At 67.4% G+C, this 26,526-nt stretch carries 26 protein-coding genes, 3 tRNA genes and 1 pseudogene; 14 read left to right on the top strand and 16 right to left on the bottom strand.

Features of this window, described 5'->3' with window-relative positions:
• Positions 1-158: 158 nt before the first annotated feature.
• Entirely contained in the window at positions 159-761 is a 603-nt protein-coding gene (locus D7D52_RS24750) for a putative glycolipid-binding domain-containing protein (RefSeq protein WP_120740063.1), read from the top strand.
• A 15-nt stretch (positions 762-776) separates the two neighbouring features.
• Here D7D52_RS24750 and D7D52_RS24745 read toward each other — a convergent pair whose 3' ends face one another.
• Positions 777-1,727 carry a prephenate dehydrogenase gene (locus D7D52_RS24745; protein WP_120740061.1) on the bottom strand — a complete coding sequence of 317 codons (951 nt, stop codon included), beginning with the start codon at positions 1,725-1,727 and terminating at the stop codon, positions 777-779.
• 58 nt (positions 1,728-1,785) lie between these two features.
• Between D7D52_RS24745 and D7D52_RS24740 the strand changes: the two genes are divergently transcribed.
• The 3 genes from D7D52_RS24740 (at position 1,786) to D7D52_RS24730 (ending at position 2,953) form a co-directional block, all read left to right on the top strand.
• Positions 1,786-2,325, top strand: a complete 540-nt coding sequence (locus D7D52_RS24740) for a tRNA adenosine deaminase-associated protein (protein WP_120740059.1) — start codon at positions 1,786-1,788, stop codon at positions 2,323-2,325.
• Positions 2,326-2,351: 26 nt separating this feature from the next.
• The gene (locus D7D52_RS24735) at positions 2,352-2,831 is read left to right on the top strand and encodes a nucleoside deaminase (RefSeq protein WP_120744436.1); all 480 of its coding nucleotides are present in this window, start codon (positions 2,352-2,354) and stop codon (positions 2,829-2,831) included.
• A 31-nt stretch (positions 2,832-2,862) separates the two neighbouring features.
• Positions 2,863-2,953, top strand: a tRNA-Ser gene (locus D7D52_RS24730).
• Between the two features lie 215 nt (positions 2,954-3,168).
• Here the strand turns inward: D7D52_RS24730 and D7D52_RS40170 are convergent.
• The 3 genes from D7D52_RS40170 to D7D52_RS39965 all read right to left on the bottom strand — a co-directional run bounded on the left by D7D52_RS40170 (position 3,169) and on the right by D7D52_RS39965 (position 4,981).
• Positions 3,169-3,585, bottom strand: a complete 417-nt coding sequence (locus tag D7D52_RS40170) for a tyrosine-type recombinase/integrase (protein WP_342775292.1) — start codon at positions 3,583-3,585, stop codon at positions 3,169-3,171.
• Entirely contained in the window at positions 3,549-4,232 is a 684-nt protein-coding gene (locus D7D52_RS40165) for a hypothetical protein (protein ID WP_342775191.1), read from the bottom strand. Before D7D52_RS40165 ends, D7D52_RS40170 begins: the two co-directional genes overlap by 37 nt.
• Positions 4,233-4,846: 614 nt before the next feature.
• Complete coding sequence (locus tag D7D52_RS39965; RefSeq protein WP_281279125.1) at positions 4,847-4,981, bottom strand: hypothetical protein; 135 nt, start codon at positions 4,979-4,981, stop codon at positions 4,847-4,849.
• Between the two features lie 2 nt (positions 4,982-4,983).
• Here D7D52_RS39965 and D7D52_RS40160 point away from each other — a divergent pair.
• A pseudogene (locus D7D52_RS40160) lies at positions 4,984-5,307 on the top strand (recombinase family protein); the annotation flags it as partial.
• Between the two features lie 9 nt (positions 5,308-5,316).
• On the opposite strand, the gene D7D52_RS24705 reads toward D7D52_RS40160, so the two are convergent.
• From D7D52_RS24705 to mihF, 3 genes are all read right to left on the bottom strand, one after another.
• Entirely contained in the window at positions 5,317-5,946 is a 630-nt protein-coding gene (locus tag D7D52_RS24705) for a hypothetical protein (protein WP_120740053.1), read from the bottom strand.
• A 58-nt stretch (positions 5,947-6,004) separates the two neighbouring features.
• Positions 6,005-6,089: transfer RNA gene (locus D7D52_RS24700), tRNA-Leu, on the bottom strand.
• A 140-nt stretch (positions 6,090-6,229) separates the two neighbouring features.
• A complete protein-coding gene (gene mihF / locus D7D52_RS24695; protein WP_120740051.1) occupies positions 6,230-6,544 on the bottom strand; it encodes an integration host factor, actinobacterial type in 315 nt (104 codons plus the stop codon).
• A gap of 273 nt (positions 6,545-6,817) precedes the next feature.
• Here mihF and D7D52_RS24690 point away from each other — a divergent pair, with 273 nt between their 5' ends.
• From D7D52_RS24690 to D7D52_RS24675, 4 genes are all read left to right on the top strand, one after another.
• Entirely contained in the window at positions 6,818-7,651 is an 834-nt protein-coding gene (locus D7D52_RS24690; RefSeq protein WP_120740049.1) for a tetratricopeptide repeat protein, read from the top strand.
• A gap of 141 nt (positions 7,652-7,792) precedes the next feature.
• Positions 7,793-8,101, top strand: coding sequence for a hypothetical protein (locus D7D52_RS24685; RefSeq protein WP_342775189.1), 309 nt, complete (start codon positions 7,793-7,795; stop codon positions 8,099-8,101).
• A gap of 94 nt (positions 8,102-8,195) precedes the next feature.
• Positions 8,196-8,283, top strand: a tRNA-Leu gene (locus D7D52_RS24680).
• Between the two features lie 701 nt (positions 8,284-8,984).
• Positions 8,985-9,389, top strand: coding sequence for a hypothetical protein (locus tag D7D52_RS24675; RefSeq protein ID WP_120740047.1), 405 nt, complete (start codon positions 8,985-8,987; stop codon positions 9,387-9,389).
• Between the two features lie 84 nt (positions 9,390-9,473).
• On the opposite strand, the gene D7D52_RS24670 is transcribed toward D7D52_RS24675, so the two are convergent.
• From D7D52_RS24670 to D7D52_RS24655, 4 genes are all read right to left on the bottom strand, one after another.
• Positions 9,474-10,427 (bottom strand): LGFP repeat-containing protein, encoded by a 954-nt coding sequence (locus D7D52_RS24670; protein WP_120740045.1) that lies wholly within the window; start codon positions 10,425-10,427, stop codon positions 9,474-9,476.
• Entirely contained in the window at positions 10,424-10,687 is a 264-nt protein-coding gene (locus tag D7D52_RS24665) for a hypothetical protein (RefSeq protein WP_120740043.1), read from the bottom strand. The genes D7D52_RS24670 and D7D52_RS24665 overlap by 4 nt, the downstream gene beginning before the upstream one ends.
• A 33-nt stretch (positions 10,688-10,720) precedes the next feature.
• The gene (locus tag D7D52_RS24660) at positions 10,721-11,599 is read right to left on the bottom strand and encodes a DUF2382 domain-containing protein (RefSeq protein WP_120740041.1); all 879 of its coding nucleotides are present in this window, start codon (positions 11,597-11,599) and stop codon (positions 10,721-10,723) included.
• Positions 11,600-11,761: 162 nt separating this feature from the next.
• On the bottom strand, positions 11,762-12,931 hold the full coding sequence (locus D7D52_RS24655) for a glycosyltransferase (RefSeq protein ID WP_120740039.1): 1,170 nt from the start codon (positions 12,929-12,931) through the stop codon (positions 11,762-11,764).
• A gap of 50 nt (positions 12,932-12,981) precedes the next feature.
• Between D7D52_RS24655 and D7D52_RS24650 the strand changes: the two genes are divergently transcribed.
• Both D7D52_RS24650 and D7D52_RS24645 read left to right on the top strand, forming a co-directional pair.
• Positions 12,982-13,623 carry a TetR/AcrR family transcriptional regulator gene (locus D7D52_RS24650; protein WP_162958515.1) on the top strand — a complete coding sequence of 214 codons (642 nt, stop codon included), beginning with the start codon at positions 12,982-12,984 and terminating at the stop codon, positions 13,621-13,623.
• Between the two features lie 463 nt (positions 13,624-14,086).
• Positions 14,087-15,709 (top strand): MFS transporter, encoded by a 1,623-nt coding sequence (locus tag D7D52_RS24645; protein WP_222932669.1) that lies wholly within the window; start codon positions 14,087-14,089, stop codon positions 15,707-15,709.
• Here the strand turns inward: D7D52_RS24645 and D7D52_RS24640 are convergent.
• Entirely contained in the window at positions 15,669-16,244 is a 576-nt protein-coding gene (locus D7D52_RS24640; RefSeq protein WP_120740035.1) for a TetR/AcrR family transcriptional regulator, read from the bottom strand. The two genes, D7D52_RS24645 and D7D52_RS24640, sit on opposite strands and share 41 nt — an antisense overlap.
• A gap of 85 nt (positions 16,245-16,329) precedes the next feature.
• Here D7D52_RS24640 and D7D52_RS24635 point away from each other — a divergent pair, with 85 nt between their 5' ends.
• Positions 16,330-17,967 carry a sulfatase-like hydrolase/transferase gene (locus D7D52_RS24635; protein ID WP_246023268.1) on the top strand — a complete coding sequence of 546 codons (1,638 nt, stop codon included), beginning with the start codon at positions 16,330-16,332 and terminating at the stop codon, positions 17,965-17,967.
• Positions 17,968-18,031: 64 nt separating this feature from the next.
• Positions 18,032-19,441, top strand: coding sequence for a glycosyltransferase 87 family protein (locus tag D7D52_RS24630; RefSeq protein WP_246023267.1), 1,410 nt, complete (start codon positions 18,032-18,034; stop codon positions 19,439-19,441).
• 108 nt (positions 19,442-19,549) lie between these two features.
• On the opposite strand, the gene D7D52_RS24625 is transcribed toward D7D52_RS24630, so the two are convergent.
• From D7D52_RS24625 to D7D52_RS24615, 3 genes are all read right to left on the bottom strand, one after another.
• Complete coding sequence (locus D7D52_RS24625) at positions 19,550-22,483, bottom strand: FAD-binding and (Fe-S)-binding domain-containing protein (protein WP_120740031.1); 2,934 nt, start codon at positions 22,481-22,483, stop codon at positions 19,550-19,552.
• Positions 22,480-23,811 carry an MFS transporter gene (locus D7D52_RS24620; RefSeq protein WP_120740029.1) on the bottom strand — a complete coding sequence of 444 codons (1,332 nt, stop codon included), beginning with the start codon at positions 23,809-23,811 and terminating at the stop codon, positions 22,480-22,482. Before D7D52_RS24620 ends, D7D52_RS24625 begins: the two co-directional genes overlap by 4 nt.
• Before the next feature lie 125 nt (positions 23,812-23,936).
• Positions 23,937-25,103 carry a pyridoxal-phosphate-dependent aminotransferase family protein gene (locus tag D7D52_RS24615; protein ID WP_120740027.1) on the bottom strand — a complete coding sequence of 389 codons (1,167 nt, stop codon included), beginning with the start codon at positions 25,101-25,103 and terminating at the stop codon, positions 23,937-23,939.
• Positions 25,104-25,195: 92 nt separating this feature from the next.
• On the opposite strand from D7D52_RS24615, the gene D7D52_RS24610 reads away from it, so the two are divergent.
• Positions 25,196-25,933: an IclR family transcriptional regulator gene (locus D7D52_RS24610; protein ID WP_120740025.1), complete on the top strand. Its 738-nt coding sequence runs from the start codon at positions 25,196-25,198 to the stop codon at positions 25,931-25,933.
• Here the strand turns inward: D7D52_RS24610 and D7D52_RS24605 are convergent.
• Complete coding sequence (locus D7D52_RS24605; protein ID WP_162958514.1) at positions 25,930-26,502, bottom strand: TetR/AcrR family transcriptional regulator; 573 nt, start codon at positions 26,500-26,502, stop codon at positions 25,930-25,932. The genes D7D52_RS24610 and D7D52_RS24605 overlap by 4 nt on opposite strands.
• Between the last annotated feature and the right edge of the window lie 24 nt (positions 26,503-26,526).

Genomic DNA, 26,526 nt, shown 5'->3' with positions numbered 1-26,526 from the left:
CGCCCGCTATCACCAGGACGATCGATCAGCATGCGATGGCGTGGGCAAACGCCGAGAAGCGCCCTGCACCATTGCATGTTGATCACGATGTCGCGCGGGGGGAGTGATAACGGCCGGGGAGCGCGGGGGCGGGGGGAGTGGGAACTACGGTGATAGGGGTGACGGATAACGGGAATGGGGACGTGAAGCCGGGTGCGCCGCGGTGGCCTTCCGTTCTCACCTGGCGGGCGCACAACGCGTCGCGGATGGAGTCGGTGCGGGTGGTGGTGAGCGGCAACCGGATTCGTGCGGCGGGGCGCATCATCGCCGGTGACTGCGAGGATCATCCCGCGTTCAGCGCCTCCTATGACCTGGTCACCGACGAGGCGGGGGTGACGAAGCGGCTGTCGCTGCGCAGCACGCTCGCCACCGGTGAGCGGCACGCCTCGATTGCCCGCGACGAGGAGAACTATTGGCTCATCGACGCGGGAAATACGCACGTGCGCTCGACGTTCGGGGGCGCGCTCGATGTGGACGTCGTGCTGAGCCCGTTCTTCAATACGCTGCCCATTCGACGCTACGGGCTGGCCCACACCAGTGAGGACGTGCAGGTGCCCGTCGTGTACGTGCGCCTGCCCGATCTCCTGGTGCAGGAAGCCAGCCTCACCTACAGCAGCGGACCCGACGGCATCCATGTGCTGTCGCCGGTGTCGTCGGCCACCGTCACCGTCGACGACGACGGCTTCCTGCTCGACTATCCGGGGCTGGCCGAGCGCATCTAGTCCAGGGGCGCGTATCTAGTCCAGGGAACTGATGACTCCGCCCGAGCGGCCCGCATCGATCAGCTTCGTCAGCCAGTTGTGGTCACCCGGGCGGACATCGGTGATCTGCCAGCGCTCGTTGTCGTCGAACTCGACGCGGGCGTCGTGGCCGGCCTCGGTCAGTTCGGTGAGGGTGCCGTGCGCACGCAGGCTGTCGCGGGCCTGGGTGAGGACCTCGAGGGTGTCGTCCAGGACGTCCAGCAGGGCAGCGGCATTGGGTTCGCAGATCGCGCGCACCAACTCGGGGGCGGTGGCCGCGACCCGGGTGCCGTCCCGGAAGGAACCGGCGGCGAGGCATAAGGCGAGCGGGCCGCCGTTGGAGCCCTCGATGGCGAGCGCTTCCGCCAGCACATGGGGTAGGTGCGAGATGCGGGCGACCGCGCGATCGTGCTCCACCGCCAGCACCGGCACGACGACCGCGCCGCAGTCCAGGGCGAGTTGCGCGACACGCCGGAAGTGGTCGGCGTGCACGCCGGGATCCACGCTCACCGCCCAGGCCGCGTTCTTGAACAGGTCGGGACTGGATGCCGCCCAACCGGATTCGCTGGTCCCGGCCATGGGGTGGCCGCCCACGTACTTCGCGCTCAGCTCGTGCCGCTGTACCGCCGCCGCGACCGGGGCCTTCACGCTCACCACATCGGTGAGGACGCAGCCGGGCGCGAAGGTCTTCACATCCGAGAGCACCGCGTCGAGGGCGGGCATGGGCACGCCGACCACGATCAGCGCGTCTCTCGCGGCGGCCCGGCCGAGCACCGCCTCCACCTCGCTGGTCACGTCGTAGCCGTCCATGCGGGCGGACTTGGCGCCCACCTCGGAACGGTTGTAGCCGAACGCCTCATACCCCGCCGCGGCGGCGGCGCGCAGCACCGATCCGCCGATCAAACCGGTACCCAGGACGCACACAGCTGGTTTCGGAGAGCCCGTCATCCGATCAGATTGGCATACGACTTCAACATTTCCCCCGAAGCGGACTACCGTTGCGGCCATGGCAGCACAGCGCTCGAGCACGAACAGGGCGGCGTCGGACGATTACGACGACGTAGAAGGGTTCGCAGTGGCGGTTGTCCGCGAGGAAGCCAACTGGAAAGTGACGCCCCTGAGCGAGGCGGCACTGACCAGTCTGACCGCGGCCGAATACGAGTTGCGCGCGCTGCGCAGTTCCGGCGCGACATTCGGCCTGCTCGACATCGACGACGAGTTCTTCATCATCCTGCGTCCCGGCCCGACCGGCAGCCGCATCCTGCTGTCGGACGCGACCGCCGCCATCGACTACGACATCGCCGCCGATGTGCTGGAGGAACTCAATATCGAGATCCCCGACATCGACCCGGACGAACTCGACGACGTCGAACCCTGGGAGGAGGGCGATCTCGGCGTCCTCGCCGACCTCGGCCTGCCCGAACCGGTGCTGGCGGTCATCCTCGCAGAGACCGATCTCTACCCGGACGAGCAGCTCGGCATGATCGCCCAGCGCCTCGGCTTCGCCAACGAGTTCTCGGCGGTGCTGGACAAGCTCCCGCGTTGATCGGCTCGCTCGCCCCCCACGAGGCGATGAGATCCGACGAGGCGATGATGCGCGCCGCCCTCGCGGCCGCCCGGACCGCCGACCCGCGCGACGTCCCCGTCGGCGCGGTCGTCTTCGACGCCCGGGGCCGGGAGTTGGCGCGCGCCGCCAATGCCCGTGAGGCCCTGGGCGATCCCACCGCCCACGCCGAAGTCCTGGCCCTGCGCGCCGCCGCCCAGGTCCTCGGCGACGGCTGGCGCCTGGAGGGCGCGACCCTCGCCGTCACCCTCGAACCGTGCACCATGTGCGCCGGCGCCCTGGTCCTGTCCCGAGTCTCCCGCCTCGTCTTCGGCGCCTGGGAACCCAAAACCGGCGCCGTCGGCTCCCTCTGGGACGTCGTCCGTGACCGACGTCTCAACCACCGCCCCCAAGTCCGAGCCGGCATCCTCGAACCCGAATGCGCCGCCCTCCTCGCCGATTTCTTCGATTCCCACCGCCCCCCACCGCGCTCTCCAGGCGATTTCTGATTCCTCGGGGTGCTCAGGTAAAGTCACCACCGGTGGCGTGTCCGAGCGGCCTAAGGAGCACGCCTCGAAAGCGTGTGAGGGGTAACCCCCCTCCGAGGGTTCAAATCCCTCCGCCACCGCCAAAGCCCTTGGCCTGCAACAGCAGGTCAGGGGCTTTTTCTTTGCTCAGGCAACAGCCTGGTCGGGCTCCGTGACAAGATTTTGACAAGCGCAGCTACCAAGGCTTGTCGCGGCAGAGCCCTTGCCGCCCGAATACTTCTTGTCCATCGCCGACGCTACGCGATCCAAGTCATCGTCGAACAGGTCCGCGTAGGTGTTGAGTGTTTCCTTCGCGTCCTTAGTGTCCCAGCAGCCGGGCCAGCGCCAGAACGTTCGCGCCTGCCGACACAGCCAGCGAAGCGCAGGTGTGCCGGAGATCGTGTGGCGTGATCGCCTGCACCTTCGACCGCTTCACGGCGCCCGCGAACCATCCGTCTACCGACTTCGGGCGTGACAGGTACTTCTCAGGGTCGTCCGGGTGCGGAAACACAAGTGCGCTACCGTCCTTGCCCTTCACGTGCTCGCGCAACCGATCGAGGACGAACCGCGGAACTGGAACCGTCCGGATCTCCTTGCCCTTCGTCTCACCCTCCGCGTGATCGACGCCCAGCTGTACGGCGTTGTCGGCAACCGTGATCCGTGCTCGTCGGAAATCGATGTCGCGTACGCGAAGCGCGATTACCTCACCCCAGCGCGGACCACAGTACGCGAGCATGAGCACGAGGAGTTCGTGGCGTCCGGACTGCAGGGGGCCAGCCGCTGCACGTCCGCTGAAGCCAGATAGACGTGGCGCTTCTTTTTCTTGTCCGGCAGGTTCTCGACACTGCGCGCGAGGTTCTTCGATAGTCGCTTGGCCTTCACGGCTGCATCGAGGATTCCAGCGAGCACGCCGTGCGCCCTGATGATGGTGGTAGCTCCATCGGAGACTTTGCCGCCCTTGGCCTTCTGTGCCTCGGCCTTCTCCATCGAGGCCAGCCGCATGTTGGTGATCCAGTCCTCCACGGCTTCCAAGTTGATATCGGCGACGCGAACACTGCCCCATCGCGGTTTGTCGACGTGATTTCGCCATGCCGCTTCGAGCGTGCGGTAGTTCGACGGAGCTGTGCTTGCCTTCTTCCCCTTCAGCCATGCAGGAGCCAATTCACCAACGGTGACGCGACCCAGCGACGGAGCCACGTAGTCCCCGTCCATCTTCTGAACCTCCACCTTGTTGGCGAAGGCATTGGCCTCTGCTTTCCGAAGGAACCCCCGCTTGCCGGTCGGTTTGCCATCGGGCTTCGTGTACGCAACTCGATACCGAATGCCCTTGTCCCCCTTGATTTTCGGGTCCGGGTTCACGATGTACTCATGGACGGACGCCACTTACTGCTTCCTCTTCTCTTTCGGTATTTCCTTGTTCAGCCACAGGACAAAATGCCGCAGCGCTTGGTCCTGGTCTTGTGGTGAGAGCTGCCTGAACATCGGGCCGATGGTTTCGATCAACACCTGTGCCGGGTCTTACCAGATCGCCGACGCCGCATAGCTACCCGTACGGGTGTCCACGTGGACAGGGTGTCCAAACCCTGAAAAGTGTCGTCTATCAGCAATTACGGGCCTTGGACAGGGTGTCCACGTGGACACGTTGCTACGTCGCGGAAACTGTTGTCAGACAAGCGAAGACCCTCGGCGCGGTTGCGGTTGGCCGAGGGTTCATCGCGGAGTGCGTTGCATGTGGAGCAACGCCATCGGGTTGTCCTGAAGTCGGTTTTATAGATCACCCCCTCTTTGGGTTACCCGAGCATTGGAGTGGTCTCAGCGTTTCCGGAGGAGTCCCCGGACTGCTTCCCAGGTCTGTTCCGGCGGAATCCTGAACAACATCGATGCGGATATGATCACGGTCGTTGCCATGAACGCCAGAGTGAAGAACAGAGCGGCAGCCCACGTCAACAAGATGTTGACCCAATCCATGAAACAACCTTCCTGGTTAAGACCGTGTCTCACGTCGTAGCTTTCACGAGCTTTTTGTAGCAGATCAATGCCGCTGCGAGGGTGAGGAATCCGAGGAAATGGGTGGCTTTGCGGTCGTAGCGGATGGTGAGCCGGTGATAGCCGGTACGGAACCTTCTGGGCAACAGTGGATCTGGTAATCCTGTTGCTACCAGGAGGTTCCGCCTCGTCAGGCCACTTCCGGCAACCTCCCACACGGTCTGTTCCCAAATCGATCAGATCCCGGACAGGCACGAAGAGTGCGGTGCGCGCGATCCTGACCAATCCGCGCTACACCGGGCACGAGGTGTGGAACAAGCAACGCAAGCAAGAATCACTCATCGATGTCAACGATGTCGCGCTCGGACACGACACTCACCTGACCTGGAATCCCAAGACCGCCTGGATCTTTTCCGACCAACCCGCGCACGAGGCGTTGGTCAGCACCGACGCGTTCGAGCAGGTCCGACTGCGCTTGGCTTCACGAGGACCACGCTCGATGGGGCGCGAGATCACCCGCCGCAACCATCCCTACGCCTTCCGGGGATTGCTGTTCCACGAAAGCTGCGAGCGGCGTATGCAGGGAACTTGGAACCACGACAAAGCCCACTACCGGTGTCGGTATCCCTCCGAGTACGCCCTGGCCAACAATCTCGACCATCCGCCCTCGGTATACCTGCGCGAAGATCAGCTCAGCGGCCCGATCGACGCGTGGCTGGCCGAAGTGTTCCATCCTAGCCACCTCGAACACAATCTGACCCAGCTGGAGAACGCGCAGCCTACAAGTCACCTTTCGACGCTCGACGCGGCCCGACGATCCTTGACCGAACACGACCAGAAGCTCGCCCGCCATCGCGCTGCACTCGAAGCCGGAGCCGACCCGATACTCATCGCCCTGTGGAGCCGGGAGGTGCAGCGGGAGCGTGAACTGGTGGAGGCGCAGATCGCTGCGATCGAGGCGAAATCCGTTGCGGACCACAGGATGAGCCGAGAAGAAATCCGAGCGATGGTCGAATGCCTCGGCGGACTGCTGGCGATCCTGCGATCGGCCGATCCCGCCGACAAACTTGAGATCTACCGGCACTTGGGCCTGAAACTGACCTACAACCATGAAAAACGGGTGGTTTTGGCTGAAGCTAAACCAAAACCACCCGTGGGCCTACTGGTTGTGTCCGGAGGGGGACTTGAACCCCCACGCCCTAATACGGGCACTAGCACCTCAAGCTAGCGCGTCTGCCATTCCGCCACCCGGACCGGTGGTGCTCAGCAAGGTTATCGGATCCGATCGTCTGGACCAAATCGGCCGATGGCCTGCGCTTTTACCGAGCAACCGGAGACTGCGGGAGTGGTTGCCGCCGGGTCGATTTCGCGACCCGGCAGGCCACCCCCCGATCTCAAGCCTTCAGAGCCTCCAGCAGCGCGGCGCGCTGCCGCGAACCCAGGCCGCCGATGCGACGATCGGCGGGAATCTCGGCCTCGTCCATCAGCTTGGCCGCCTTGACCGGGCCGATGCCCGGGAGCGCCTTGATGACGGCCGACACCTTCGTCTTCTTGACCAGGTCCTCCTTGTCGGCACGCTTGAGCAGTTCGGAGAGGCTGAGCGAGCCCTTCTTGACCTCAGCGATCATCTCCGAGCGAGCCTTGCGAACCGCGGCGGCCTTGGCCAGCGCCTCGGAGCGTTGTTCGGGGGTCATGGTGGGCAGAGCCATATGTCCTTACCTTTCACTCGTTCGCTGGTATTTCGCCGACGATTCAACAGGACACCAGGCCCCGCGCCAGTACGACACACCGCGTGGACGTGGCCGACACGTCGAGCGACCGGCGAAATATGGACATGGAGACCGCCCGCGGGCGCTTTCGGACACCGGTCACCTGACCAGGTGTTTGCTGGCGGACGTTGCTGGCAAATACGGGACTCAGCGGGCGGTATCGGTACTACCGTATGCCCGAACATCACACGGCACCGGCGGAAGGCGGGGCAGATGAAGGGGTCGTATTCGTATGCCGAGCCGGCCGCGACCGCGCCACCGCTGGCGGACCGATACGACAGCGCGGACCCCGTGACCTGGAACGGAGCCCAGGTCTATCCCCTGCACTCGGAGGGCATCGGCGTTTCGCCCACCACCGTCCGGCTGGCCCTGCGCGCGGTCGCGCCCCGGCCGGGGGTGCGCAGCCTCGGCATCGGGCTCGGCGTGGACCGCGGTCACGTGTTGCTCGACGGCCGCCGGCTCAGGGGGGTTGACGTGTGGAGCGACGCCATGACCGCAGGCGTCGAGTTGCAGATCTGCACGACCGAGGCCGACGCCGCCATCACCCTCACCCCCGTCTGGGTCGACGACAGTGACGCCATCGTGTCCTGGACCGGCAACTACGGATTGCTGGTCACCCGCGAGCCCACCCTGACGGTGCTGCACTGCAGCACCGGCGTCGGGCCGCCCGATTTCGGCGAACTCGTCGTCGAACTGAGCCTCGCCGTCACCCCTCCCCCACCCGAACCGCCCACCGAGGCCAGCCGCTACCAGAACGCGCTCTACGAACTCGGAGTCGCCATGCAGAGCCGCGGCGACGAAGACCAGGCATGCCAATTGTGGACGCAGGCAGCGGAATTCGGTCACCTGGCCGCCGCCTATGACCTCGGCGTCCTGCGCTACCGCCGCGGCGACTACCTCGAAGCCGAACACTGGTGGCGCACCGCCGCCGCCCACGGCGACCCCCGCGCGATGGCGGGCCTGGCGGAGTTGCTCACGCGTCGCGGCAATACCAGCGAGGCTCGGGTCTGGCGGGCGGCGAGGGCCGCCGAACCGCCCGTCCACTGACCACACCCCGGAGTGACGCAACTCACACGGTTTCGGAGCGAATCTCCGGGTCCAGCCCCGATTACCCGGCGACCCCGGCCCTCTACAGTGGCGGTCGATCGCGGCGGACACCCGCCGCGCGGGACCCCCGAGGAACGCATGATGAACACCGCGCGATGGTCGGCCGTGGCCGCCGCCGCACTCGCCGTAGCCCTGCTGTCGGGTTGCTCGGACGTCGAGAAGGCCCTCAACCAGGGCGGGGACACCAAGTGCAGCGACTACCTCACGCAGAACGCCGACACCCAGCGCGTCACCATCACCAAGTTCATCAAGCAACAAACCGGCAACGACCACGAGCCCCCTGGCACCCAGGTCGACCTCTCCATGGCTGCCGTCCAAAGCCTCTGCCAGGTCCAAGCCAACAAGGACACCCCCGTCAAGAACGCCAACCTCCTCGGCATCCTCCACTGACCCCGAAACCCACCCCCGCACACCCTCTTTCGCCAGGTCCACCCCCGATTTCCCTTTCCCCCAACCCCTCCGCTAATCTTGTCCGGCACCACCGGTCCGGGTGGCGGAATGGCAGACGCGCTAGCTTGAGGTGCTAGTGCCCGTATTAGGGCGTGGGGGTTCAAGTCCCCCTCCGGACACCACGAAGCGTGAATCTATTTGCACCGCAAATAGATTCACGCTTCTTCGATTCGAAGCCGTATCGCCCGCTCACGATTTGCGGAAGTGCTCGGCCACCTGAGTCTTTCGGCAACGCTTCAGATGCGTGTCGCAGTACTAGGCCCGACGGTTCAAGTCGCGAACCGGTCAAGCTCGTAGAGGCCTGTTGCGAGATCCAATCATCGATGGCCAAGGTCGCTGTCCCGTGCGTTGGCCGATCTCGAACTACAGCAGGGGCTGTCGACAAGGCACGCGGCAAGGAGCGCTAGGCATCGGGCGGCCGTGAAGACGGGGGCGCACGATGATCGTGCGCCGCGGGGGACGGCTGCGTGAGGTGGTTACTTCCGGTGGCGGTACTCGGCGATTTCGCGCCCGCGGAAGTCCATGTTGTTGCGGTCGTGGAAGATCGCGAAGACTCCCGCTGTCGCAATGCCCACGAGGATGAGCGTTGTCATGTGGATCCGCCCTTCGTCGTTCGGAAAACAGTGGACCGAACGCGAGCGTAGGATTCCGGACCGCGGTTCGGCAATGCGATGGGATGGACGGCACACTCGCGCGCCTCGAGCTCACATCGCGGGGCGAATGTGATCTACGCCGTGATCGCGCCAACACCATTGCGGGGCACCCGCGTTGTGGACGGCCAGAACATTCTGCGAAACCGCCACGGCGGTGGAAGGATCGAGTGGTGGACGGTACCGAGCACGGGGGCGCGGCACCCCGCAAGGATCTGGTCGAGCATGCGGCACCGTTTCTTCCCGCCGACGCCCAGATCCGCCAGGCGTTCATCGCGCAGGCCGCCCCGAATTTCGCGTTCTTCTTGATCACCTATCTGACCGGTCTGACGATCTTCTGGATCCACTACCGCTGTGTGGCCATCACCGACGACGCCATCTACGTTCTGGACAGCAGCAAGACCTCCGGCGGCGCCAGGCCGCAACGCCTGCTGGGCACGATGCCGCGCCGAACACGCTTGGGTCCTGCCTCCGGTCGCTGGACACAGATGATGTTGCTCGGCCAGCGTCACTGGGTGCACAAGCGCTTCAGCGATCAGATCGCCGCAGCCGATCGGGAAGCCGGATTCACGTCCTAGGTCGCGGACACGCCCGCACGGGCGGCTCTGGGGTGCACCCAGAACCGCCCGTTGTGTAAAAGCGGTGGACGAGTCCGCGGCCTCCTATGCTCCGCCGGGGCGGGGCATGGTGTGGCGGCGTTCTGTCGCGTTTGCCAGGTGCGATCCGGCTCGACGTAGGTTGGTCGACGCGAAATTGCCGGTCTCGCTGGCGGATTCGGTATTCGCGCGTCGGCTGCCCTTGGTGAGCAGGGCCGCCAGACCACCGGCCACGGCGGCGAGCGCCAAGCCCAGCGGTAGCGCCCACCATCTGCTCGCCCCGGTGGAATCCGATGCCGCGGCACTGGATTGGGGTGCCGGGGTGGCTACGGCACCGGGAGCCGCGCCGGGGGCGGACACGTCAAGACCGCTCAGCTGTGAGGCGATCTCGGGCGGAGTGGTGACGAAGCCGTCCGCGGCACTCCAGCGGATGTCGACAGGTGCGGCGCTGCCGGGTTGACCGGCGAAACGCTGGCTGTAGACGCCGTTCTCCACGGTGGTGTCGGAGACGGGAGTGCCGAGCACGCCGTCGGTGCCCTGCAGATGCGACCAGGCGGTCCGGATCGGTCCGCGCACCAGCCAGGTCCCGTTCTGTGGGCTCCAGGTGATGGTCGCGCCGTCGGGCGCGGAGAACTCGCTGAAGCGTGCGGTGCCGTTGACGGGTGCGTCGGATTCGTCGTTGGTCGGATAGCCCAGACCCGCGTCGGCACCGCCCAGCGCCAGATACTTGTCGAGGATGGCGCCGTACATCACCTTGGCCCCGGTTCCGGCCGAGTAGATGATCTTGCCGCCCTCGAAGTCCTGAGCGGCCCCGTCGGGACCGAAAGCGTAGACCGCACCGAGCTTTTGGCCCAGCGGGGAGTACGCGCCGCCCTTGTCGTTGTAGTGGGCGTCGATGGCCGCGGCCGCGTCGGCCGGCTGGGCCGTGGCCACCGGGCTGGTCAGCAGCCCCATGCACGCGGCGGCGAACAGGCCGAAGGTGGCGCCCGCAGCGACGATTCGGTTCTTCAAGAGGTTCATGACAGGCTCCGTCCCGCCTTGGGCCTCGTGGCGAAGCCGGTGATCACCGACAGGACCGCGCCGACCACGCCGCCGCCGGCGACCTGCGCCAGGATCTGTCCGAAGTCCAGCCCGCCGCTGGTCGCGGCCTGGATGATGCCGCCGGTGATACCACCGCCGATGGCACCGATACCGCCGTTGGTCACCGGGCCCAGCGGGTTCTTCGCCCCGCCGATGCCGCCGCCGACCACGCCGCCGAGCAATCCGAGCAGCCATTCCATGAGAATTCCTCCTCGCGGTAAGGGATCGAAATGCTATGCCCTGTCGTCGTTTTCGCGACGCATCCGGTCGCGGTCGCGGCCCATCGCGTCGCGGCCCATGGGCTCACGGCCCATCGCGTCGCGACCCATGGAGCTCCGGCCCATGGCGTCCTGGCCCATCGCGTCGAGGCCCTCGGTTTCGACCCGTTCCTTGCGCACAGTGTCGGAGACCGACTGCTCGTCGGCGACCTCGTCGACCGCGAGCCCGACGCGCTCGACCGGCACGGTCTCCTTGTGTGCGGTCACCCGGTCGGCGTGCAGCACGACCTCCTGCGCGTCCTCGCCGATGACGGCGTCGGCCGCGGTGCGGTCGGTGATCGGCTCGCGCACGACGCGGACCTCTTCGTGGCTGGTCGGCACCGTGATGGTCTGCTCTTCCTCCACGACGTACTTGTGCAGTCGCGCGGTCCCGGTCTCCACCCGGTCGGTGTCCACGACCAGCCGCTCCTCGGAGCGGGTCAGTCCCGGATCCCGCTTGCCGTAGGTCATCGGCTCGTCCGGGCCGGGCTGAACTCGCTGGCGCCCAGCGATATTCATCGCGGCGGTCCCGGTGCCGCGACGCTGGCCGGAGCGGTAGTGGGCCAGCAGCTGCTGCTCGGACTGGCTGTCGATCTTGCCGTCGTGTTCGAGGTGGGGTGCGCTGCTGATCTGGTCCTTGGCGTACGGCACCCGCAGGCTCATGTCCTCGGTGCGGTAGCCGGCGCCGTCGAGTGGAATCAAGGTCGGGCCGCGGCTGCCGTCGCCGGCCATCGCGACCCAGGTGGGGGTTCCGGTCTCGTTGTCGAGGTAGAAATTCTCGACCCGGCCGATCGCTTCGTCGGCACTGTCGTACACGGTCGCGCCGATCAATGCTTCTAGCGTGGGATTCGCCATGATCTCTCCTCACTGCGTGGAATCGATCTGCGGAAAGGCACTGCGACCAGCGGGTACCCGCCCCCGAAACGGTCAAACAGTCAGCAACTGGTCGAACTGTCATCGATGCATGTCAACGAGGTGTAGATCGTCTTGATTGATCGCTATTGGATAACTGTTGCCTCAGCGTCGGTGGCGGGCCCGTGGCGCGTAATCGCGCCCGAGCGCGGCGGCCACATCGGCCGCATCGGGCACCGCGGCGATATTGGAACGAACGCGATGCGCCGCGTCGCGATAGCCGACGTCGGTGAGGACCGCCGTCACCGCCGCCCGCACCGCGCTCGACGTCACCTCGTCAGGGGCCAGCACCTGAGCCGCGCCCACCGCGCGAACTGCGGCGGCCGTGGGGAATTGATCGGCCCCACGCGGCGACAGCACCAGCGGTAGACCATGCGCGAGCGCGGCCAGGGTCGTTCCGGCGCCCCCGTGGCAGAGCACCGCATCACAGCGTGGTAGCAACGCCGCCAGCGACAACCATTGCGACACATGCACATTGGACGGCTGCGAGCCCAGTGCCGCCGGATCGACGTCGGTGCCGACCGTGACCGCGACATCGACATCGAGCTCGGCCAATCCCGCCAACAGCGGCGCGAAGGCCGTGGGCTGATTGAAGATCGGCACCGTACCCAGCGATACGTACACGACCGGCCGATCCCCCAAGCCCGACGCCCACTCCGGCAACCGATCGCCGGGACCGCCGGGTACCGCGGGCCGGACCGCCCGGGCCACATCCGCCGCGGGACCGCGATCGGGCTGCAGACTCTCGGGGACCGGATCGAGGTAGCCGTGGCGATACAACCCGGCGTGCTCGTCCGGTTCGAGACCGGCCGAATGCCACAGTGGCGCAACCCATTCGGCCATCGCGCCGAGCAACTCCGGTTCGAGCAACAGCCCGGTGCCATAGGTGACCGACGGGACGTCCAGCATCGCCGCCAAGAGGGGTGCGGCCAGATCCACCGGGGCATGCAGCACCAGGTCCGGTTCGAACCGCTCGGCCACCACACGCAGGTCGTCCAGTTTGGCCGGCGCCATCACCTTGCCGAACATCACCGCCCCGATCCGCCACGGCTGCGTGCCCGCCTGAAACTCCGGCAGCGTCACCGCTTTCGCCGCGGCCTGCGGTGCGTCCGGCCCCGCGATCACCACCGGCAGGCCGCACGCGCGCACCCGGCCCGCGAGCTGTGCGGCAGTCGCCACCAGAACGTCGTGCCCCTGCGCCACCAGCGCGGTGGCCACCGGCACCACGGGAGCGAATACGCCCTCCATCGGAGTCGTCGAGATCAGAATCCGCATACCCACCCCTTCGGCTATAGCCAACTATATAGTCCACTATAGTTATGCTGATGAGCATGTCAACACCCTCGAGCCGAGCCGGCCGCCGCACCGCGACCCGTCGCAAGGTGGCCGCGGCGGCCGCCGCCCTCTTCGCCGAGCGCGGGTACGCCGCAACCACCCTGCAGGCGATCGCCGACGCGGCCGGGGTGCACGTGCAGACCATCTATCAAGCCTTCGGAACGAAAGTCGGTGTCCTCGCCGAGACGGCCGCGATCCTCGTCGCCGGCCCGGACGAGGAAGCCGCTACCCCGCCGCCCGAACGCGCCTGGGTGCGTGAACTGTTCGCCGAACCCAACCCCGCCCGCCAGCTAGCCCTCTACGCCGCGCACATGCGCACGGTGTCCGAGCGCTACATCCCTCTGCTGGACGTCATGCGCGTCACCGCCGCGGTCGACCCCGAAGTCGCGGCCTTCCTCCTCATCGCCGAACAGGGCCGCTACGAGGGACCGCGCCACATCACCCCGCACCTCGCCGCCCGGGGCGCCCTGAAAACCGGTCTGTCCGCCGAACGCGCCGCCGACATCATGTACGCCCTCACCTCCTACGACGTCTACCGCGCACTCATGGACGACCGTGGCTGGAGCGGTGCGGAAACCGAGCAGTGGGTCGCCGAAACCCTTGTCGCAGCACTGCTCTCACCGCCGGTCTAGCCTTTCTTCTTCGCCCGCGCGACGCCTCGGCCCGGAAGCTCCGACGATGAATCGGCAGGATGCAAAACTGGTGGCACAGCCGTCTGGAGCGAGCCCCGGCAGTGGAGAACAGCCGGCGCTGCCGCCGATGTGAGACTGGGCAAAATCGGTGGCATCTGACCAGCAACTTCACTAGGCTAAGGAAAGTGTTGGGCTTCCCGGTCACGCCGATGATGTCGTCAGGCCTGTCCCACCGCCGGAGCGATCACGCTCCCGCAATCCAGTTCGATCGCCGGCCTTCGCGCCGCGCGACGTGCCGGACAGTGTCTCGCCGGGCCGCGCTGCTGTCGATGTAGTCGTAGAGCTGGCGATATTCGAGTCCGAACGCCTTGGGCGTCGGCTGTTTTCACCCCTCCGGGCGGTTGCGGTGCAGGGAGCGGAATCCCGCACACCTGAAGTCCGTCGCACCCTAGGAGGCAGATCTGTGAGGCCGGGAGTCGTAGCGCCATCCCAGTCCGACATTCGACACACCCCCGGCGACACTCCCCCGCGCAGCACGTTCGGTTCGCTGCGAATTCGCAATTACCGCCTGTTCTTCACCGGACAGGTGATCTCCAATATCGGCACCTGGATGCAGCGGATCGCGCAGGACTGGCTGGTGCTCAGCCTCACCGGATCCGCCGCCGCGGTCGGCATCACGACCGCGCTGCAGTTTCTGCCCATGCTGTTGTTCGGCCTCTACGGTGGCGTGCTGGTGGACCGGCTGCCCAAGCGGCCGCTGCTGTTGTTCACCCAGTCCGCGATGGGCGCGACCGGTCTCGTGCTCGGCGTGCTCACACTCACCGGCCATGTGCAGGTCTGGCATGTGTACGCGACCGCTTTCGTGCTCGGCCTGGTCACCGTCGTCGACAATCCGGCCCGCCAGACCTTCGTCTCGGAGATGGTCGGCCCCGACCAGCTGGCGAACGCGGTGAGCTTGAATTCCGCCAATTTCCAATCCGCCCGCCTCGTCGGTCCCGCCGTCGCCGGCGTTCTGATCGGCGCGATCGGCAGCGGCTACGCGTTCGTGTTCAACGGACTGTCGTTCCTGGCCCCGATCGCCGCTCTGCTGTTGATGCGCGCCACCGAACTGCGTGAGGTCGAGCGCGCCCCGCGCGGCAAAGGCCAGCTGCGCGAGGGCCTGCGCTACGTCGCGAGCCGCCCAGAACTGATCTGGCCGATCGTGCTGGTCGGCTTCATCGGCACCTTCGGATTCAACTTCGCGATCTGGCTGACCGCCTTCACCCACACCGTCTTCCATTCCGGCGCACAGACATACGGCCTGCTCAACACCTTGATGGCGGCCGGTTCCCTGGCCGGCGCGCTGCTGGCGGCCCGCCGCGCCACCTCGCGCCTGCGCACGCTGGTCATCGCGGCGCTGGTCTTCGGCGTCCTCGAGATCGTGGCCGCCGTGACACCGTCGTTCTGGCTGTTCGCGCTGCTGCTCGTCCCCATCGGCATGGCCGGGCTCACGGTGAACGTCACCGCCAACTCCTCCATCCAGATGGCCACCGACCCGGCCATGCGCGGCCGCGTCATGGCCCTGTTCATGATGGTGTTCACCGGCGGCACCCCGATCGGCGCGCCTCTGGTCGGCTGGATCACCGACACCTACGGCGCTCGCATCGGATTTGCGGTCGGCGGCGCGGTCTCGGCGCTGGCCGCGCTGGCCGTCGGCCTGATCCTGGCCCGGATCGCAGGCCTGAAGCTGCGCGAACTGCACGTTCCGTCGACGTGGCGGGAAATGACCGATCCCGGTGCACTGCAACAGGACAGCAGCGAGATCGAACTCGTGCCCGAGCCGGTCGCCCAGCCGACAAATCCCTGCCACACTCGCGACCGCGCCGACGTCCGCCGCGACATCTCCACCGGCCCACGGCACACCTGGGTCCGCCCCGGAGCCACCCGGCCCTCCACGAAACCCGGTGTGGATCGGGCCGTTCCGAACGCCTGTGCCTACCCCCGGGTCCACGGGCCGAGTCACCGGCAGGACGTCGCGGACGGGTCCGACGTAATCGGCGTCGCGCCTACGTGTGATCGGTCCGCTGTCCGGCGATCAGCGCGGTGAGGGTGGCGGCGACGGCGGCCCGCGCGGCCGGAATGGACAGCCCCTGATGCCGGCGCAGCACCTCCCAGGTCTCCCACGCCCCCGCCACGAACACCGCCTCCCGAGCCGGCGGCGCGAGTTCCTCGAGCTCGGGCAGATTCTCGCGCAGGTGCGCGCGTAGCGCGGCGCGGCTGAGGCCCAATCGTTCGGCGAGCACCGGGGATTCGTGCTCGCGCAACTGCGCGGCCCGCCGGGTGCCGGAAATGCGTTCGTAGAGTTCGGCGCGTAGCTTCAGCAGGCCGTCGATGCGCTGCTCGAGCGACCCGTTCACCGGCCGCAGCAACGGCAGCCAATGCCGTTCGATCTGGGTCTGCGCGGCATCCAGATACAGCGACTCCAGATCGGCGAAGTGGTGGAACACCGACCGCGTCGCGACCCCCGCGCGTTCGGCCACCGACTGCGCGGTCGGCTGCAGGTTGCCTTCTTCCATGAGCGCCAGCGCGGCATCGAGCACCGCCTGCCGATTTCGTGCCGCCCGAGCGGTGCGTCCGTCCATCGCCACCAGTCTAACAACTTGCACCAATGGTGCAAAAACCTTACCGTCGCTGACATCGTGCACTCGACCGGAAGGCGGACCACACGTGTCGATCAGCAGACGCGGATTCTTCGGCGGCGGCGCCCTGGCGGCCACCGCCGCACTGACCACCGGCAGGGCCGCGGCCACACCTCGCCGGGACGCTCACCCCGACCGGCCCAACATTCTGGTCGTCATCGTCGACGAGATGCGGGCCCCGGTCTGGTTCCCCGACCAGGACACCCTCGACGCCATCCTGCCGAATATCGCGGCGCTGCGGCGCAAGTCGGTGTCGTTCGAGCAGCACTACACCGCCGCCAACGACTGCACGCCCGCGCGCGGGGTCATGCTGACCGGGCTCTACTCCCATCAGACCGGCTGCCTGTCGACCTCCACCTCCCAGCTGTCGGCGGGCTTCCCCACCTGGGGCACCCTGCTGCGCGAGCGGGGTTACGCCACCAGCTGGTGGGGCAAATGGCATCTGGGCCACGAATCCGACACCATCCCCGGCGGTTTGGACCGCTACGGATTCGACGGCGGCACCTACCCGTCCCCCAACGGCGCTCCCGATCAGGGCCTGCAGATGGACGCCCGGATCGTCGACCAGTTCGTGGATTTCCTGGACGCCGATGCGGCGCAAGGCCCGTGGTGCACGACGGTGTCGCTGGTGAACCCGCACGACATCCAGTGGTGGCCCCGATTCACTCGACGCACCATGGCAGTCAATGCCATTCCCCGCTGGCTGACCGATCTGCCTGGCAATCACGAGACCCTCGAACAGCTTTCCCGCAAGCCCCGGCTGCAGACGGCGCTGGTGCAGGTGTCGGCGCTGACCTTCGGTCTGGCCCCCTACGGCACCCCCGACGCCGACCGGGAGTGGATCGACATGCGCAATCTGTATCTGTGGTACCAGCAGCAGGTGGACGCCCAAATCGGCCGGGTCCTGGCGGCTTTGGCGGCGCGCCCTGAGGTGGAGGCCAACACCATCGTCGTCTTCACCTCCGACCACGGCGATTACGCGGGCTCGCACGGTCTGCACGGCAAGGGCGGCGCGGCCTACGACGAGGCGATCCACGTCCCGCTGTTCCTCCACGATCCGCGCGGCCAGTTCACCGCCGCTCCGGGCAGCCGTACCCAGCTGACCTCGAGCGTCGACCTGGCACCGCTGCTGCTGACCCTCGGCACCGGCGGCACCGCCTGGCGCGGCGAGGATCGCTACCGTCATCTGGCGGGCCGCCACGATATCGCCGCGGTCGCCCGAGATCCCGGCGCTCCCGGTCGCCCGTGGATTCTGCACACCACCGACGAGCATTCCATCGAGGAGGCCGCGGTCCGTTTCGATCAGGACGCGCCTGGCCACCTGATCGCCCTGCGCACCCCGGACGCGAAGTTCGTGCGCTACTCGCACTGGGTGCCGGGTTCGGCGCGGATCGACGCCGCGGAGTCCGAGGATTTCGAACTCTACGACTATTCGACCCGCGACGGCGCCCTGGAACTGGACAATATCGCCGCCGACGATGGTGCGCTGCGGGACCGCATGAGCCGCTTGCACGAGGCGGCAGTCGATGCGGAATTGCATCAGCCGCTACCGGATTCGCTGCGCGCGGCTCAGGAGGAGGGCTGGGCCGACTATCAGGCCGAGATCGCCAAACCCTTCGGCGAGCAGCTCAGCGATTTCCTGCGCGACGGCATCGGCGCGAAATAGCCGTGGGCGGCAAGCGGATCGAAGCAAGCATCGGTGGAACCGGTTGTCGCGGGTTCGGCGACGAGTGGCGATCGCGCGCGGGGGTTACTACGGTGGGGCGGGCAATCGGGAAGCCCAAGCACTGGGGGTGAGCATGCCGGTATCGGCGTTCGATCGGGTGGCGGTCACACAGGAAGCCGGGTCGCCGCGGCCGGTGATCCCGCTACCGGTCGTCTGGGGCGTGACGATCCTGGGCGCCCTGGCGGGCTGGTACTACCTCGGGCAGCTCGCCGCCGCCCCGCGCATGATGATGCATCTGGTCGATCTGGGCGCCTACCAGGTGGCGGGCGATCGGGTGGGGCACGGAATCTCGGTGTACGACAGCCCTTTGCGCGGGCACACCCGCGGGGTCTTCGAATTCGTCTACACCCCGTTCGCGGCACTGCTGTTCGCGCCTCTGGCCTGGATCCACGGATCGGTGTTCACCTGGGTCGGTGGCCTGACCAACTTCGCCCTGTTGACCGGTTCGGTGTGGGCGACGCTGGCGGTGCTCGGCTACCGCCGTGATCGACGCCTGCTGATCCTGGGCCCGCCGATCGCGGCACTGCTGCTGTCGTGCGAGCCGATTCGCGAAACCGTCGGCTTCGGTCAGGTCAACATCCTGCTGCTGTTGCTCGTGCTGGCCGATATGGCGCTGCCGGATTCCTCCCGGTACAAGGGCGCGCTCACCGGCGTCGCGGCCGGCATCAAGCTGACGCCGGCGTTCTTCGTGCTCTACCTGCTGGTGACCCGGCGATTCCGGGCCGCCGCCACCGCCGTCGGCGCCCTGATCGCCACCATGCTGGTGGGATTGGCTGTCCTGCCGCGGGATTCGCTGACCTTCTGGAGCGGCGCGTTCGCCGACCCCACCCGGGTCGGGGTCCCGGAGAATCCGCAGAACGAATCCTTGCGCGGCATGATCGCCCGCACCCTGGGCGCGGCCGGCGGCCTGCAAATCCTGTGGCTGGCAGCCGCTCTCGCGATCGCGGCGATCTGCCTGCTGCTGGCCCGCCGACTCTGGGCGACCGGCCGGGAACTGCCGGCCGTCACCCTGTGCGGACTGACCAGCACCGTCATCTCCCCCTACAGCTGGATCCACCACTGGGTGTGGCTGGCTCCCCTGCTGATCTACCTGGCGCACCTGGCGATTCGCTCCCGCGACGCTCTCACGCTCGCCGGTCTGCTGGTCGTCTTCGCCGTCACCTCCGGCGGCGTCATGGACCTGTTCGACCTGCACTACGGCAGCGTCTTCGACCTGCCCGGCGGCGGCCGGCTCGGCGTGCTCGACCACAACGCCTACATCTGGCTGACCCTGGCCTTGTTCGCCGCGACAGCCCTGCGGGTGCGCGGCGAGCGAGGCGCGCCCGCGAAACCGGCTGACGCCTCGCAGGTCGAACCGCCTACCGCAACGGCTCCCGCGCGTTCCCGAGTCGGCACCGGGTCATCGACGCCCTGAAAAACCGAGACGCCCTGAAAACTTGTCTGGCGCAGGATCATCGACGCCGTGGATGGGTCGCCATCGATGCCGACCGCGTTCTCCCCACGCCCGAGCGCCGCGACCTGCCTACTCCACCAGCGCCTCCCGGACCAGTTCGACCGGATGCCATGCCGTCCGGCCGGCCCCGTGGAAGATCTGCTGACGACACGACACTCCGGTTGCCGCCACGACCGTGTCGGGTGACTCGGCGGCCAACGCTGGGAACAACCGGTCCGCGCCGACCGCCAGAGACGTCTCGTAATGCTCGGATTCGAAGCCGAACGAGCCGGCCATCCCGCAGCAGCCGGCGTCGATCTCTTCGACCACCGCGCCGGGAATCCGGCGTAGCAACGCCATGGTGGCGGCGGTGCCGACTTCGGCCTTCTGATGGCAGTGCCCGTGAAACACGATGCGCCGTCCCGCGAAGGGCGAGTCCGCGCGCAGGCGCAGCCGCTCGGCGTCGATGGCCTCGACCAGGAGCTCCTCCACCTGCCGAACCCGCCCGGCCACTTCCCGGGCCCCGGACGATTCCGGCAGCAGTGCGGTGTGTTCGTCGCGCAGCATGAACACACACGACGGCTCGCAGCCCACGATCGGCGATCCGGGCACCGTGGTCGTGGTGAGCGATTCGACCAGTGCCGTGGCCTTGTCGCGCGCATCCTCGAGCAGCCCCTTCGACATGCTGGAGCGCCCGCAGCAGCCGCCGCCGGCCAGTTCCACCCGCCATCCGGCGCGCTCGAGCAGTTCGATGGCGGCCTGTCCGATCCGGGGTTCGGTGAAGGTGGTGAACGAGTCGGCCAGCCAGTTCACCGTGCCCAGCGGCGCGGGCAGCCCGGTCGCGTCGCGGCGGCTGAACCAGCGAATCAGGTTGGCGCGCTGGAACTCCGGCAGCGGCCGCGCCGCGGTGACGCCCAGGCCGCGGTCGAGCAGGCGGCGCAGCAGCCGGCTGCGGCCGGGGGCGTTCGACAGCGGGGCGGTCGCCGAGCCGATCCGGTTGAGGGTCCGGATCGCTCCGAAAAGCCGTGACCGCCACGGTGTTCCATGGATTTCGTGGTGATGGGCGAGCGCCTCGGCCTTCAGTGACGCCATATCCACGCTCATGGGGCATTCGCTCTTGCAGGCCTTGCACATCAGGCACAGATCGAGGATCTCGTGCAGCCGCTCGTCGCCCAGCGCGGCATGCGGATCCGGTTGTGACAGCGCCTTGACCAGCGCGTTGGCTCGCCCGCGCGTGGCATGTTCCTCCTCGCGGGTGGCGATGTAGGACGGGCACATGACGCCCGGCCCGGCCTTGCGGCACAGCCCGATGTTCATGCATCGGTCGGCCGCGCCCCGCATCCCGCCGACCACCTCGAAATCGAGGGTGGTGGTCAGCGGCGGCGCCGGGGGCAGGGCGTCGCGGTCGCGCAGGTTGTCGGTCATGGGCGGCGCGTCGACGATCTTGCCGGGGTTCATGATGCCGTGTGGATCGAACAGCCGCTTGACCTTTCGCATGGTCTCGTACAGTTCGTCGCCGAAGATCTCGCGATTGAATTCGCTGCGCGCCAGCCCGTCCCCGTGCTCGCTGGAATTGACCCCGCCGTACTCGGTGACCAGGTCCTTGACCGCCTCGGCCACCGCCCGCATGCGCGTCACCTGCGCGGGATCGGTCAGATCCACGAAGGGCCGAATGTGCAGGCAGCCCACCGAACAATGGCCGTAGAAGCCCGCCTCCAGCTGATGCGCGTCGAGGATGCGCTGGAACCGGCGGGTGTATTCGGGCAGATGCGCCGGGTCCACGGCGGTGTCTTCCACGAACGCCAGCGGCCGCCGCGTGCCCTCCCCCGCAGCCATGAGCAGCCCGAGGCTGGATTTGCGGACTTTGAGCAGCGCCCGCTGCTCGGCGGGCTCGATCGCGCGCAGGGTGTGATAGCCGTGGCCGTGCTGTCTCCAGAGTGCCTCGAGCGCCGCGATTTTCGCGATCAGCGCCGTTTTGTCCGGGCCGGCGAAGGATACGAACAGCAGCGCGCCGGGATCGCCGACGAGGATGCTGCCCAACTCCGCGTACTCGAGGCGCTGCCGCGACAGCGCCAGAATCGTGCGGTCCATCAGCTCCACCTGATACGGATCGCAGGCCAGGGCATCGGTGGTGGCGGCGATCGCGCTGTGCGTATCGTCGAAATGGCCGACGGCATAGACGGTGTGGGTGGGTTTGGGCACCAGATCCACCAGGGCGTGCGTGACGATGACCAGGGTCCCCTCCGCGCCGACCACGAACTTGGCCAGATCCCACGGTGTGCCTTTGCCGGCCCCGGCCAGCCGATCCAGCCGGTAACCGCCCGCGCGCCGCCAGAACAGCGGCATCCCGGCGCGGATCGCGTCGTCGTTCTCGGCGACGAGACGCGGAAGTTCCCGGTAGATGCGGCCTTCCAGCGTGTCGGCCGCGGCCCGGTGCCGCAGTTCGGCTTCGTCGACGGCGTCCAAGCGCACCTGCGACCCGTCGGCGAGCACCACATCGAGCGCCCGCACGTGATCGATGGTCATGCCGTAGGTCAGCGAACCGCTTCCGGCGGAATTGTTTCCGATCATCCCGCCGATGGTGGCCCGATTGCTGGTGGAGGTGTCGGGCCCGAACATGAGCCCGTGCGCGGCGGCGGCCCGATTGAGCTGATCCTGCACCACGCCCGCCTCGACCAGCGCGGTCCGGCTGTAGGCGTCGACGATGAGGCGGTTCATGTGCCGCGAAAGATCGAGTACCAGACCGGGTCCCACGGTCTGCCCGGCGAGGCTGGTCCCCGCGCCGCGCGCCACGATCGGCACCCGCAGTTCCGCCGCGACCCGCACCGCGGCCGCCACGTCCGCGGCGTGCCGGGGAAACGCGACACCCAGCGGGGTGATCGCGTACATGCTGGCGTCGCGGGAGAACAGATGCCTGCTGTAGTCGTCGAAGGCGACCTCGCCTTCCATCACCGCGCGCAACGCCTGCTCCAGCCGAGCGGCCGTCGCGGTGGAGACGGTGGTCTGCTTATCGATGGTCGTCATTGAAAGTCCTTGTTGTCCACGGTGATCGGGCGGGGCGGCAGCATCGGCTGGGTTAGTGTCGCGGCGTGCAGTCGCCGTCGCAGCGTGAGCACGAGCAGCGCCGCGACCCCGAACACGACCCCGAAGAACACCTGCGTCAGCGCGTATCCGCCGCCGCTGAGATCGCTGAGCCAGCCGCCGATGTACGGGCCGAAGAAGCTGCCCAGATTGCCCACCCCATTGATCAAGCCCATTCCGGCGCCGGCCGCGGCCACCGGCGTCAGCTTGGTGACCGTCGCCCAGAACGGGCCGTACCAGGCGATCGACGCCGCCGTGCCGAGAATCATGGCCAGCAGCACCAGCCATTTCTGTTGCGCGGAAACCAGACTCGCGCCCGCCAGGATCAGCGACGCCGCCGCCAGCACCACCGACATGTGCGCGATGTGCCCGCCGCGGCGATCCGCCGAACGCCCCACCAGAATGATCGCCGCGCCGGCCGCCAGCTGCGGCAGGATCGCCACCAGGCCCACGGTCAGGTCCGTGTGGAATGCCTTCCTCAGCACGCTGGGCATCCACAGCGTCAGCCCCAGCAGACCCATTTGGGTGAGGGTGTAGATCAGCGCGAACTGCCACACGATCTTGGAAGTGAACGCCGCCTTGAACGTTCCGCGCGGCTGCAACTGCTCACCCTCGCGCACCCGGGCGCTCTCGATGTACTCACGTTCGACCTGCGACAGCCAGCCGGCTTTCGCCGGGGTGTCGCGCACGACCGCCAGCCATGCGAAGAGGCCGACGACCAGCGGCGCGCCGCCCTGGATGACGAACATCCACCGCCAGTCCAGATAGGTGAGGATCACCCCCGAGAACGGTGCCGCGACAATCGCCGCGATCGGGGTGTACAGCTTGAAAATGGCGAAGGCCCGGCCTCTTTCGGCGAACGGGAACCAGGCGCGAATGGTGGCCATCAACGCCGGCTGCACGCCGCCCTCGGCGACACCGAGCAGAAACCGCGCCAGCAACAACTGCCCGACCGAATGGGTCAGGCCGGAGGCCATGGCCGCCACACTCCACAACACCATGAGGATGGCGATCCACTGCCGGGCGCTCCAGCGTTCGGCGATATAGCCGCCGGGAATCTGCAGCAGCAGATAACCCCAGAAGAAGATCCCGCTGGCCAGGCCCTGCTGCGCGCCGGTGAGGTGCATATCCGTTTTCAGGTGCGGCAGCGCGAAACTGATATTTGTGCGGTCGATATAACAGATGACGTAGATGAAGACGACGACCGGCAAGATATAGGTCCAGCGTTTCCTGTGGGACAGTCGCCGGACGGTGGGAGTCCGCTCGAACACGGCCTACCTCCTCGTAGGACATCGCTCGAAGCGGAGCATGTGCGCGCGAGATCCGCGGGCCGGGACCGCCGGCCGCCCAGCGTGGAGCGAGTGAAAAGTGAAGAAAGAGAACAGGTTTGCCGGGGTCACTCCCCGCGCAGCACCTCGAGGGCGTCCTGCAGTCCGCCCGGATCCACGGCGATCCCGGCCAATTCCAGGCCCATCTGCACACCGGCGAGGGTCCCCGCCAGCGACAGGTCGTTGAAGTCGCCCAGATGCCCGATGCGGAACACCCGGCCCGCCAGCCGGCCCAACCCGGTGCCCAGCGACATATCGAAGCGATCCAGAATGATGCGCCGCACCTTGTCGGCATCGTGCGCCCCACCGACCAGGACCGCGGTCAGCGAACTCGAGTACTCCCGCGGATCGGCGCACAGCACCTCGAGCCCCCACCCGCGCACCGCCGCCCGCGTGGCCGCCGCATGCCGGTCGTGGCGCGCGAAAACGCTTGCCAGACCTTCTTCTTCGAGCATCAGGCAGGCTTCGCGCAGGCCGTAGAGCAGGTTGGTGGCCGGGGTGTAGGGGTAGAAGCCGTGTGCATTGGCGTCGAGAATCGGCGTCCAGTCGAGGTAGGAACGCGGCAGCCGGGCCGTGCGGGCGGCCGCGAGCGCCTTCTCGCTGACGGCGTTGAAACCCAGCCCCGGCGGCAGCATCAACCCCTTCTGCGAACAGCCGACGGTGACGTCGACACCCCATTCCCGATGCCGATAGTCGATGGAACCCAGCGAGGAAATGGTGTCGACCAGCAGCAGCGCGGGATGCTCGGCCTCGTCGAGGGCGGCCCGGATCTCGGGGATCCGGCTGGTGACGCCGGTCGAGGTCTCGTTGTGCACCACCATGATCGCCGCGATGCGGTGCGCGGTATCGGCGGCGAGCCGCTCGGCCAGCGCGACCGGGTCCGCGCCGTGGCGCCAGTCCCCCGCCACGAATTCCACCTCGAGCCCGAGCCTTTCGGCCATCTCCCGCCACAGGGTGGCGAAATGTCCGGTCTCGAAGGCGAGTACCCGATCACCGGGCGAGAGGGTGTTGACCAACGCGGCCTCCCACGCCCCCGTACCCGACGACGGATAGATCACGACCGGCCCGTCGGTCCCGAACACCGGCTGCACCCGGCGCAGCAAATCCTTGGTGAGTTCCGCGAATTCGGGCCCGCGATGATCGATGGTGGGTTGCGCGATGGCCCGCAGAATCCGATCCGGGACATTCGTGGGCCCTGGAATCTGCAGAAAATGCCGTCCGCTGTGGGCTGTCATAGCTGGACCTTCCGTCCTGTGCCGTGATATGGCACACTGTGCCGTGAAAAGGTGCAGCAAGGGTAGGGATGCGGGTCGAAGGAGTCAATACCTTGCGAAATGTCCTGAACACCTTGCGAGTTCTCGAGGAAGTGGCCGCGCGCCAGCCCATCGGCGTCGGCGAACTCGCCCGCGTGCTGGAGCTGCCCAAGAGCACGGTGCAGCGGGCCCTGGTCACCCTCGACACCGCCGGCTGGATACGTCCCGCGACCGGTGAGGTCACCCGGTGGGTCATCACCACCAAAGCCCTTGCGGTGGGCGGCAGTGCGGGCGGCGACCTCGGCCTGCGCGGCGCCGCCCTGCCGGTGCTGGAGGATCTGCGCCGCTCGACCGGCGAAACCGTTCACCTGACCATCCCCGAGAACGGCAAGATGGTCCTCATCGAACGCCTCGAGACCGACAAACCGGTCCGCACCAGCATGGCGCTCGGCCACGCGCTACCCCTGCACGCCTCCGCCAACGGCAAAGCCGTCCTCGCCCACACCCCGCCCGAGTCCCTGCGCCGTTTGCTGCGCGATGATCTCCCCCGCTACACCGACACCACCATCACCGACCCGGACGCGCTCCGCGCCGAACTGAATCGCATTCGCGCCCAAGGGTTTGCGGTCAACCGCGGCGAATGGCGCTCGGACGTGGGCGCGGTGGCCGCCGCCGTCCTCTCATCCGAGGGGCAGCCGGTGGCCAGCCTGAGCGTCAACCTCCCCATCGGCCGCCTGACTCCCGATACGGAACCGGGCTTCGGCGCCGCGGTAACCGCGGCAGCCCGAACGCTCGCGGCGCGCCTGATCTAGCCGGCGCTGGGCTTCAGTCCATCCATCAAGACCGTGAGGAAGGTGTCGGTCAAGCGCGGGGATGTACCCGCCGACCGCGCGACGGCGAAGGCGGTCTCACCGATCATGGCCGTGAGGGCATCGGCGTCCAGATCGGTGCGCACGGTGCCCGCCCGCTGCGCGCCGGTGACCAAATCCGCTGCGATCGTGACCAATTGGCCGCGCAGTGCGCTGGTCTCCGGCAGCTGAAGTCCGGCGAATCGCTCGCTGACGGCGTGGTGGGCTGCCTGAAACGTCATCAACTCGCCGAGGAATGTCCGCAGCGCTTCGCTCGGATCACCTTGTGCCAGTAGTTCTTTCCCGCGCTCGACCATCGGCGTGAGTAGCTCGGACACGGCCGCATCCAGCAACGCGTCCTTCCCGCCGAAGGCGCGCACCACCGTGCCCACCCCCAACCCGGCCCGCTTGGCGATGGCATCCACGGTGAGCGCCGAATCGGATTCCGCCAGTAGGGCTGTCGCCGCCTCGAGCGCGAGCTGCCGATTGCGTTGCGCATCCGCCCGACGACCCACCAGATCCGGCCTTGACATCTGGAACCTCCATTCCACATACTT

This window comes from Nocardia yunnanensis (assembly GCF_003626895.1).
Lineage (GTDB): Bacteria > Actinomycetota > Actinomycetes > Mycobacteriales > Mycobacteriaceae > Nocardia > Nocardia yunnanensis.
This window is presented reverse-complemented; position numbering and strand designations above follow the sequence as displayed.